General features: G+C 39.2%; 7 protein-coding genes and 3 pseudogenes. 1 reads left to right on the top strand and 9 read right to left on the bottom strand.

Annotated elements, in window-relative coordinates:
* The 3 genes and pseudogenes from FTU71_RS13830 to FTU71_RS13820 form a co-directional block, all read right to left on the bottom strand.
* Positions 1–967: pseudogene (locus tag FTU71_RS13830) on the bottom strand (IS66 family transposase); the annotation flags it as partial.
* A gap of 123 nt (positions 968–1,090) precedes the next feature.
* Positions 1,091–1,378 (bottom strand): annotated as a pseudogene (gene tnpB, locus FTU71_RS14645) (IS66 family insertion sequence element accessory protein TnpB); the annotation flags it as partial.
* Complete coding sequence (locus tag FTU71_RS13820; RefSeq protein ID WP_002114018.1) at positions 1,375–1,758, bottom strand: transposase; 384 nt, start codon at positions 1,756–1,758, stop codon at positions 1,375–1,377. The pseudogene tnpB and the gene FTU71_RS13820, both read right to left, overlap by 4 nt.
* Before the next feature lie 56 nt (positions 1,759–1,814).
* Here FTU71_RS13820 and FTU71_RS13815 point away from each other — a divergent pair, with 56 nt between their 5' ends.
* Positions 1,815–2,612 (top strand): integrase core domain-containing protein, encoded by a 798-nt coding sequence (locus FTU71_RS13815; protein WP_373684977.1) that lies wholly within the window; start codon positions 1,815–1,817, stop codon positions 2,610–2,612.
* A gap of 78 nt (positions 2,613–2,690) precedes the next feature.
* Here the strand turns inward: FTU71_RS13815 and FTU71_RS13810 are convergent, their stop codons facing one another.
* From FTU71_RS13810 to FTU71_RS13785, 6 genes and pseudogenes are all read right to left on the bottom strand, one after another.
* The gene (locus FTU71_RS13810) at positions 2,691–3,881 is read right to left on the bottom strand and encodes an HlyD family type I secretion periplasmic adaptor subunit (RefSeq protein ID WP_180112106.1); all 1,191 of its coding nucleotides are present in this window, start codon (positions 3,879–3,881) and stop codon (positions 2,691–2,693) included.
* Positions 3,878–6,007 (bottom strand): type I secretion system permease/ATPase, encoded by a 2,130-nt coding sequence (locus tag FTU71_RS13805; protein WP_180112105.1) that lies wholly within the window; start codon positions 6,005–6,007, stop codon positions 3,878–3,880. The genes FTU71_RS13810 and FTU71_RS13805 overlap by 4 nt, the downstream gene beginning before the upstream one ends.
* The gene (locus tag FTU71_RS13800; RefSeq protein ID WP_163120770.1) at positions 6,004–7,518 is read right to left on the bottom strand and encodes a TolC family protein; all 1,515 of its coding nucleotides are present in this window, start codon (positions 7,516–7,518) and stop codon (positions 6,004–6,006) included. The genes FTU71_RS13805 and FTU71_RS13800 overlap by 4 nt, the downstream gene beginning before the upstream one ends.
* Before the next feature lie 125 nt (positions 7,519–7,643).
* Entirely contained in the window at positions 7,644–8,738 is a 1,095-nt protein-coding gene (locus tag FTU71_RS13795) for a BapA prefix-like domain-containing protein (protein WP_180112104.1), read from the bottom strand.
* Positions 8,739–8,783: 45 nt separating this feature from the next.
* Positions 8,784–9,629 carry an OmpA family protein gene (locus tag FTU71_RS13790; protein ID WP_163120772.1) on the bottom strand — a complete coding sequence of 282 codons (846 nt, stop codon included), beginning with the start codon at positions 9,627–9,629 and terminating at the stop codon, positions 8,784–8,786.
* Positions 9,630–10,032: 403 nt separating this feature from the next.
* Positions 10,033–10,518 (bottom strand): annotated as a pseudogene (locus FTU71_RS13785) (IS3 family transposase); the annotation flags it as partial.
* Between the last annotated feature and the right edge of the window lie 92 nt (positions 10,519–10,610).

Raw genomic sequence — 10,610 nt, 5'->3', positions numbered from 1 at the left:
CAGCCTTTCAAGAACTCTGCAGCATGCTGGCCTGAACGACTATCCTGAAAGTCATAGATCACCGCCTGAACTGGATTGTACTGTGTAGTGGCATAGGCCCAGACATAACCTTTCTTCGGTTTTTTATTATTCTCACCCATCCGCATGATGGTGACCGGTGTTTCATCTGCATGCAGCACCCGCTGTTGCAGCACCACCTCTTTTAAGGCATTGGCCAGAGGTTCCAGTTCTACACCGCAGCGACCTATCCAGTCAGATAAAGTTGATCTAGAAAGTTCGATTCCCGCCCGCTGATAGATCAGACGTTGACGGTACAGCGGCAAATGATCGGCATACTTCGATACCAGCACATGGCTGAGCAATTCAGGTGAAGCAATGCCTTTATCAATCACATAGGCGGGCATCGCTTGCTGAGTCAGAATGTCACACTGATCACAGACCCATTTACCACGCACATGCTGTTCCTTATAGAACTGTGCCGGTCTGAAATGCAGTTTTTCACTGATATCTTCGCCGATACGACGTAACTGGCAGCCACAACTGCATTGGGTTGATGCAGGTTCATGCTCAATGCGGATGGTGTGTAGATGATCTGGCAGCAGTCGACGTTTAGGTTTGTTGACTGTGGCTTTCTGTGTCGCTGCATGGGTTTTATCTGCATTTAATCGTTCTAATTCCAGATCAACGGCTGCGATATCTTCTTCGACCGCCTCATCCCACAGATGGATTTGTTTTGCGGTGAGATGTTCGTTTTTACTGCCGAATTTATGCTGTTTAAACAGCGCCAGTTCATGCTCGTATTTTTGATTGAGAATGGAAAGATGTTGAACTTTGGCATCCAATTGTGGTTTGATTTTTCTAATTCTTGATTTGATTGTGCCAGAGACTGATGCTGCATCGCCAACTGCCGGGTAAATTCCAGCAGTTGTTCATGGGTCAGTTGGCTTAAGTCAGGCAGCGTATTCATGACCGCAGTATGCCTGAGGTCATGACGCAGAGGAAATAGAACGTTTGGAGAATAGCAGAATAGCCGAGCTTGGTTTAGAGCATTGTTACCACTTGCTGTCGTCCAATGACACTGCCAAAGCAAACCCTGGATTAATGCCTGTAACTGTTCCGGGTTGAGAGCTACGCTTTCACCCTGGTGAACTTTAGCCCAGTGGAATTTTCCCTGTTCCAGCCGCCTGGCACACAGCCAGATGCCCAGTCCATCATGTACCAGCACTTTCATGCGATGGCCACGTTTATTACAGAACAGGTAAGCACAATGCGGTTTAATGTAGCCAAAGGCTCTCACCACCTGAGCCATGACCGTATCCATCCCTGCTCGCATATCCAGAGGTTGGGTAGAAAGCCAGATTTCATCGATACGGATCATGTTGCCAGCACCTTGAGTAATTCTGCCAAGGCAGGTATTTCTGATACTTGCCATTTCAAGCCAATTTCTGCTTTTGAGTGGGGTAAAGTAATTTGAACTTTTAACATGTCAGTAGGAGTAGGATCTAATGGTGCAGAGCAAGATAAGGCAATAAATGCAGGTTTATTCGGTAGTGGTGAGCGATCACTCCCTGGCTTAGCATCAATTAAGCGAATCCATTTGGATACAAGATTTGTATTCAATCCATGTTGCAAAGCGACTGAAGCAATTGAAACGTCCGGTGCTTTACAAGCCTGAACGATCTGCTGTTTAAATTCAGCACTGTATGTTCTTCGTTTTTTCGCAAGAGATGCGATGGATGTCTGATTATTTGTAGTCATAAACTTAAGTCCCCACTTGTTTCTAAGTGGGGACTAAATTAAGGCTTATAGGATGAATTCAGAAGGTGTGTTCAGCGGACGCTTACTATAAATCCAAAGGAGAGATAGGATTAGTCAACAGTAAGCCATGTCCACAGAACCTTAAGCTACGCACGCCTGCTGTGATTGAAGATAAGATTATTTATTTACGTCAACACTATCATTTTGGACAACTACGGATTAGTTGGTATTTATGGCGTTATCACCAAATTAAAATTTCAGCAGCTGGGGCGTACCATGTTTTAAAACGGCATGGTATGAATCGACTACCCCAAAATCAGCGTAAACGTTCTATTCCTATTCCTCAACGTTATAAAAAACAAGTACCAGGGCATCACGTTCAAGTTGATGTAAAGTTTCTCTTTTTTAAAGATCAAAATGGAAAACAAGTCAAACGATATCAATATACCGCTATTGATGATGCAACTAGAATTAGGGTATTAAAGATTTATCAGAAACATAATCAAGCCAATGCTATTGATTTAGTCAATTATGTGATCAATAAATTTCCTTTCCGTATTCATACCATTCAGACTGAAAACGGTCATGAGTTTCAGTCTAAATTCCATTGGCATCTGAATGATCATGCCGTTCATCATCGCTATATTAAACCCCGAACACCTAAACATAACGGTAAGGTCGAACGATCTCATAAGACGGATAAAATGGAGTTCTACCAGCTATTAGACTACACCGATGATGTGGATTTAAAAGCCAAGCTGGCCGAATGGGAGGCATTTTACAATTATGCCCGACCTCATGCAGCCATGAATGGCAAAACACCCTATGAACGATTAAAAGAAAAGTTATGCTAAAATCTTGGTGTCAGTGGAAGTCCTAGTATTCACATATAAAAAGCACAAATACAAAATTATTTACAGGCTCACTCAAAACTATCTTTCTCTTAAAGCCTCTTGCGCTTTATTAAATGGTTTTATTAGATAATCTAAAATCGTTTTCTCCCCTGTTTTAATATCGACTGTTGCAACCATGCCAGGAGTAATACTGAATTGTTTGCCTGCTTTATTCATCAATTTTCCTGAATCCGTTCGAATATACACTCGATAATAAAATTGATCTTGCTTAACTTCATCTCTCAATGTGTCTGGTGAAATAATTGAAACTTTTCCTTTCAACCCACCATAAATAGAATAATCATAGGCAGTGATCTTCACGAGTGCATCTTGCCCAGGATGAATAAAAGCAATATCTCGCGGTGAAATACGTGCCTCAACCAAAAGTTGTTCATCCAGAGGAACAATTGTCATCAACTTGCCATTTTGAGAAATCACTCCGCCAATAGTCATAACATCAATTTCTTTAATAATCCCTCGTACAGGTGATTTAAAAAGAGTACGATTTAAAGAGTCTGATTTACCTTTTACGACTTGTAATTGCGTTTCGATATCTGTGTTGGCTTTTGCCAACTCTTCTCGAGCTTTTACCAAATATTGATTTCTCACATCATTCATTTGATTGCGCAAATCTGTTGCTTGGCGCTTGAGCCGCAATACTTCGACCTCACTAGCTGCACCTTTCGCTACTAATGGTTCAGTCATTTGCAGCTCTTCATCAACTAAAATAAGTGCTTGTTGTAAACCTGACAAAGATTCTTCTAGATTAGATCGTCGTGAATGATAGAGTGCTGTTTCTTCTTCAACTAAATCTCGCTCTTTAAGTACTTCACTCGGAAATTTTAAACTAGTTCCATTAACTTCTGCACGTAGTCGCGCTGCTGTTGCTTGTGATGCTAGTAGTAAGGATGCAGATTCACCAACATTTGATGCAAAGCGAGTTGGGTCAAGTTGGGCAAGTACCTGCCCTTCTTGTACGATTTGCCCTTCATGCACATAAAGCTTTGTTAAAATTCCACCTTCAAGAGACTGTACCACTTGTTCTTTAGATGAAGGAATGACTTTACCAGTACCAGTTGAAACCTCTTCAAGTTTAAAAAACCATGCCCAGATCAATAAAGCCAGAAGCCCCGAACAAATAATCCAAATAAATAGACTGGGTCTGGGCAATGGTGGTTCTAAATCTTGAACTTTTACAGCATCTTTTCTTTCTATAGGATTTCTAATCATGATGCTGTACTCGCTATATTGGTTTGAGTATTACCTAATACTTGCTCTTTAGGACCATCCATAACAATTTTTCCATCATGTACTACAATAATTCGATCCACCAACTCAAGTACTGCTCGACGATGCGTTGCAATGACCAAAGTTTTTTGTCCTAACCACCCCTTAAGGTTCTGAATTAGTTGTTTTTCAGAAACGTCATCTATTGCGGCTGTCGGCTCATCAAGCAATAGAATATTTGGTTGACGAAGTAATAATCGTGATAAAAGTAAAGCTTGACGCTGGCCACCAGAAAAACCAACACCACCTTCTAAAATTTGATGATCTAAACCTTCTTTCTTATCTAATACAAAGTTTAATGCCCCTGTGAGCTTGAGCACATTTAAAAGCTCTTGGTCAGTCGCCAAAGGTGAGCCTAATGTTAAATTTTCACGTACAGAACCAAAAAACAAATGTGCATTCTGATTGAGTAAGCCCATATCTCGACGTACATCAGTTGGATCAATTAACCCCAAGTCAACCCCATCTAAATTGATTTTCCCTTGAACAGGTTCTTGCATCCCTGATAGCAACTGTAATAGCGTTGATTTACCTGCACCATTACGACCTAAAATCGCAATTTTCTCACCCGCTTGAATTTCAAGTTTAGGAATGATGAGAGTAGGTTTTGCATCGTTTTCACTATATTTGAAGACAATATTATTAAGTTCATAATGTCCATTCAAAACAGGTCTATGAATTAAATGTGCATTTGGTGCTTGGTCAACTGGTTTCTTCATAAGCTCATCTAAACTTGTCTTAGCAACTTTAGCTTGTTGAAAACGCCCTAGAACTCCTGAAATCTGTGCAATTGGTCCAAGCATGCGCGATGATAAAATTGAACAAGCAACTAATGCACCTGTAGTCATTTCCCCTTTCATCACAGCAAAACATCCAACCAGTACGACAATCGCAAAAGTAAGCCCTTGCACTTTCTGAGTCCACGCCCCCACAATTCCAACTAATTTCCGCTGGCGCATTGAAATATCTGCAGCAGCTTCATTCATGTGATTCCATTGGTTCTGAAATCGAGATTCCGCTCGCAATAACTTAATATCTTCTATACCTTGAACAGCTTCCACCAGTGTTGCATTGCGAATAGCACCTTCACGCATTCCTTCAGATGCTAATTTTGCCAATGGCTTTTGAATCAAAATTCCAGGAATAATCATTAAAGGTACAACCAAAACCATTACCCAAAACAGATTGCCACCGATCAGCCAAAAAATTGCCAAAAACAAAAAGAAGAAAGGCAAATCTGCAATCGCTGAAATGGTTGTAGAAGTGACTAATTCACGAACACCTTCTAATTCACGTATTTGCGAAATAAACGTACCTGTGGATTTGGATCGCTCTTTATTTTTAATTCTTAAAGCATGACCAAATACCTTATCTGAGATTTTTAGATCTGCACGTTTTCCGATAATGTCTGATAAATAAATACGTGCGACTCGTAAACAAAATTCAAATATTGCTGCAATGAGTACACCACCGGCTAATACCCATAAAGTTGGAACAGACTGTGCAGGAATAACTCGATCATAAACATTCATTGAAAATAAAATTGTCGCCAAGGCAAGGATATTGGCCATTAATGATGCAAACATCACATCCAAATAGCGCTTCCAATCTCTTAGCACAATCGTCCAAAACCAGTTCTGCTCATATGGTTTAATATACTCATCAATACGGACATCAGGAATTGATTTCTCAGGTCTTAAAATATAAACATTGTTCACATTTTCTTTTAATAACTCTACAGTAAGTACTTGTGCTAATCCCTGATCACCACTGAACTGAATATTCGCATTCCCATTGGCATCGAGTTGATTCAATACGCCAACTTGCCCATCTCTCATTTGAATAAGAAGTGGTAAACGCCACGGATTCAAAATATCTTCACTAAATTCAGTTTTTCTTAGACTCATCCCGATCTGACGGCTCACCAAAATCAAAATATCATCAAGTGACTGGCTCGGATTCCAATCGACTTGCAAGCGTAAACGCTCTTCAGATGGTTCGATACGATAATGTTTTGCAATTGCTAGAACGGCTTGAAGCCATGGCTGATAATTCATAGTTTTGCTCATGGTAAAATTTCAAACCCTTGAATAGAAGTATTATTTAGTTGATAAAATGCTCTTGAAGCACCAGTAACATAGATATACTGAATTAGGGCCGCGTAAATATCATATCTTGCATTTTCAATTTCCTGTGCGGCAGCATGAATTGCTTGTTCAGAATTCAATAAATCCACCACTGTGCGGGTGCCTAATTTATATTGTTCTTGATACAACTCTTTTGTCCGTGCCGTGGTTTCTTTTCTTAACGCTAGAACATCCATTTGCTTTTGCTTATTTTCGACCTGCACACGAATGAGTTGTATTTGATCTAAGACATCTAAATAAACTGTGTTAACCGCCGCTTTTGCTGCTTCTTCCGCATAATTTGCAGAACGGATTTTTGCTCGAGTCGCCCCGCCTTGGAAAAAGTTACTATTCGCTTCCAACATAACAGAGCTATAAAAACCATCATCTTCATTATTATTCGGATTTTTCCCATTCAAAGCTTGATTTAAGCTAGCTTTAATATTAATTGTTGGATAAGCGCTCAGTTTTGTTTGTTCTTTTTGTAATTTAGCAACTTGCACTGATGCCTGAGCTACGATCATCTTAGGAATTTGAGTGAAGTTTGGGTCATTGTATAAACCCGCATTACGAATGATCGTATCTGGAATATGCATCTTCACATGAGAGACGTCATAGCCTAGTAGCATTTGTAACTTTTGCTGATATTGCTTTAATTGCGTTTCTTGTATGAGTAAATTTGATTGGGCCGCTTCTAAATTTGACTGTGCCTGAATCGGATCTGCCTGACTACTAATACCCGCTTTAGCCCGTAAATTAGCGATTTCTGCAATTCGAGCAATTCCTTTGATTTGTTGATTAGCAATACGAACGATTTCTTGATAACGGTTAATATTGACCATCGCATTCGCTGTTTGATATGCAATATCATCAATGCTATTTAATGTATTTGCTTGTTCTCGTAATAACTTCGCTTCTTCTATATTGATATCGCTTTTGATTTTTCCAAAATCATATAAAACCTGTGTCGCTGATAAACTGTAAAGCTGTCTTCCCCGTTCGCCAGTCGTTAAATCAGCTGTACTAATACCACCAGAGATTTGAGGAAAATATTGTGCTTTCGCCGCATCAATGTTTGCACCTTGGCCTGCAATAGTAGCAATACTCTGAGTGATTTCAGGTCGACGCTGTAGCGCTTGATGAATTGCATCAAAAAGTGTTAGCTCAGCTTCAGAGTTAATGCTTATTTTTTCCATACCTTTAAGTTGTTGTTGAATACCACTCAATTTGATAACTGGCAAAGTATCTTGCGCTGTCTGCTCACCCCATGAGTATTTACTTAGTTCTTGAATACTCACTTGATTCAAATCTGCAGGTTGCGACGAAAAAAACTGTTCGATGTTTGCTTTAGCTGAGTCTAAATAATTTTTTGGTTTTGCTGCATAAATAGGCATTATTGGTGCACAAAACGGAAGAAACAGCACAAGCCATATCTTTGATTTTATAAAATTCATGATTTAAGCATCTTGGTAAATTCATACCGTGGGAGTTTTTCAAATGCTGCGTCATAGCATTAAATGAGTACTGTAATTGCAGCCATTTTCATTACAATTTTTATCTATCTTTATCCAAAATTAACTTAAGATAAATTCAAATTTAAAATGAATGAAAGGAGCGTTATGTTTGACATAGTGTCTTCACCTTCCGCTGCAGAAGTTACTTTGACAGTAATGCCGTTTTCAAGGTCTTCAGCTGTTAATGGACGGTTAACCAGTTCAGTGCCATCTTGATCTTTGATCACAACAGTATCACCAACGCTATAACCCGCATCTTTCGGGAAGGTTACTTTTGCATCAACTTTGCCATTCTCATCAACATCTGATGGGTTAATGACATCATCACCGCCATCTTGAATTTCAACAACTGGCGCACCTGTTAGGTCTTTTTCACCGTCACCGTCAACATCGCCCGGAACTACCAAGTCAACTGTTGAATTATCGCTGCCTTCTGGTGACGTATTGCCAGCTTTATCGGTCACTGTTGCGGTAACAACTGTATCTTTACCTTCCGCAGCAGGAGTTACTTCAACAGTAATACCATTGTTGTTAATGTCATCTTTGCTTGATGCTGTAACTTCAATTTCTTCTATTGAACCATCTGGATGAGTGATCGTAATCTTATCACCCTCTACAACTGGCTCGGTCGGCTTAACAGTCACTGTAACTTTGCCGTTGACAAGATCAGTTGGATTGATAACACCATCACCACCATCATTAATCTCAACAGTTGGTGCTGTAGGTGCTGTAGTATCTTTCGGTTCTTCATCCTTGTCATTGTGATCAATAATTGCTGCAGCGCCACCAACTACAGCAGCACCCACCAACCAAGGTAACAATCCAACGAGTTGACTGCTTTCAACAGCAGGCAATAATGCTTCTAATCCTGGAATGCCTTTAAAACCCGATACGCCATCAAACCAATATAGAACACACCCATCTTCTTCAAAAACCAAATCTGAAGCGACATCGTCATATGTTATAAAAAAATTCTCAATAACAACAACTTCACCATTTTTTAACTTAAGCACTAAGTTATTGCCATCACGGATAAATTCGTCGACGTCATCACGGCTCATTTTAGTATGAACAATAGAAGCTTCGGTTAATGTAATCTGTGTCGCATTTACTGTAGACTTATTTAATGAGTCTTTCTCAATTACAATAAAATTAGTCATATTTTTACCCAAAAAATTATATTCTTTTATCTTCTAAAACTTTAACTATTTAGTAATGCCTGTAATTTCGACAGTTACACGGCGGTCAGGCTGTAAACAAGCTTTGAGTTCTTCACGCTGTTTTACATCAAAACAACCATTCGTCACAGGTTGATTTTTGCCTGCACTAGACGTTGAAATATTATTTTCAGATACACCGTTTTGAACCAACAGGTTGCGTACTGTGTCTGCACGGTTTTGCCCCAATTGATTGTTATAGCTATCACTTCCCAAACGATCTGTGTGACCAACTAAATTAATGCGGCTTACAGAAACGAAGTTGTTATGAATTTGCGAAGCAACATTCAAGACCTCTTGACGCCCCTTTGGCAGTAAATCATTCAAGGAAGAACCGTTAAATTTAAATAAAGTGTCCGCAGCTAAATCCACTCGTATTATCTGTTCCTGAGCAGCAACCTTGTGCTTCACCTCACAACTTAAAGGCTGACCATTATTGGAAATAAAAGGTTTACCGTTTGTATTGACAGAGAGTACAAATTCATTGCTTGTTAGCTTTCCTACGTTTAAGTCAACATCACAACTTTGGCATGATTCTTCAGTACAGTTTTTTACTTTGAAATTATATGTTTCTGGTTTCAATGCATATTGAGCCGAATTATTTATATAAAAATTTCCAGCTTTAATACTGTCAATATAAAATTCAATCGGGCAATTTTGCTGTTCTGCTGTATCACCACCACAAAGCTTCTCATCTCGCTTTAATACAATAGGTTGATTATTTTCTTGCGTTTTTTTCTGAAAACGTAAATCTGATGGCTTCGTATATGGGCTTGATGTGCAAGCCGCTACCCCCAATGAAGCTACAACAGCTAAAAGTGACAATCTCAACATAACTATCCCTTGTGGACTTAGAACAATTTAAGGAACAATTTCAAGCACATTTCCTACACAAATATCTTTCCATGAATCTACTGAAAAATTATTATTGTGACGCAGTGCACATTTCAACATCTTTATATCAGGTGGTGTTTCAAAAAGTATGCTGATTATATTTTAACCACAATTGATATCTCATAAAGCATTAAAAATATAGTGAATTTAATTTACTTATTTTCAATTTCTCTATTGACAGAATTAACTAGCATACTTTTTGAAACACCACCCTTTATATCAAAATAAATGTATATTTTGAACATTTATTTTTTGTGTCAACTGTATCACTTTATAGTTTTATTAGAAATACTTAACTAGATAGTGAACCGTACCGGGTTTGTCGGAGACTTTTTTATTTAAGTTAGGCCACCTGACCTAACGGATTAATCTTATCATAGTACATTGCTTCAAACTCAAAAGGCGATACATAACCCAGTGCACTGTGTACACGCTTTTTGTTGAACCAATCTACCCAATTTAATGTCGCAAGTTGTACATCCGCTAAACCTTGCCAATCTGCTTTTAAATATTCAATCACTTCTGTTTTGTATAAGCCATTCACCGTTTCAGCCAAAGCATTATCGTATGAATCACCTGTCGTACCGACTGATGCTCGTAAATTTGCTGCTTCTAAACGATTGGTATAGCGAATAGAAAGATATTGAACACCTCTATCTGAATGATGAATCACATTCTTAGGCATACCTCGATCGTGCAATGCTTGCTCCAATGCATCGAGCACCATATCTGTATTCATCCGTGTAGATACTTTCCATCCAACAATTGCTCGTGAGAACACGTCAATAACAAATGCGGTATAGACCCAGCCTGAATGAGTTTGAATATACGGGTGAGTAGACCAAGGGAATTTCACCCTTAGCCCCTCGCAGAACCGGACATGAACCTCTCAGCTCATCCGGCTCCCATTATCCAACCGAT

It is taken from the genome of Acinetobacter sp. YH12136, assembly GCF_013418545.1.
In the GTDB taxonomy this organism is placed as follows: domain Bacteria; phylum Pseudomonadota; class Gammaproteobacteria; order Pseudomonadales; family Moraxellaceae; genus Acinetobacter; species Acinetobacter towneri.
The sequence above is the reverse complement of the archived record's forward strand: the minus strand, read 5'-3'. Positions and strand labels throughout refer to the sequence as shown.

What these genes read in the sequence shown, in the direction of transcription:
- FTU71_RS13805 (WP_180112105.1), bottom strand. Translation starts at nt 6,007, where the DNA reads ATGAGCAAAACTATGAATTATCAGCCATGGCTTCAAGCCGTTCTAGCA.
- FTU71_RS13790 (WP_163120772.1), bottom strand. Translation starts at nt 9,629, where the DNA reads ATGTTGAGATTGTCACTTTTAGCTGTTGTAGCTTCATTGGGGGTAGCG.
- FTU71_RS13795 (WP_180112104.1), bottom strand. Translation starts at nt 8,738, where the DNA reads ATGACTAATTTTATTGTAATTGAGAAAGACTCATTAAATAAGTCTACA.
- FTU71_RS13820 (WP_002114018.1), bottom strand. Translation starts at nt 1,758, where the DNA reads ATGACTACAAATAATCAGACATCCATCGCATCTCTTGCGAAAAAACGA.
- FTU71_RS13810 (WP_180112106.1), bottom strand. Translation starts at nt 3,881, where the DNA reads ATGATTAGAAATCCTATAGAAAGAAAAGATGCTGTAAAAGTTCAAGAT.
- FTU71_RS13800 (WP_163120770.1), bottom strand. Translation starts at nt 7,518, where the DNA reads ATGAATTTTATAAAATCAAAGATATGGCTTGTGCTGTTTCTTCCGTTT.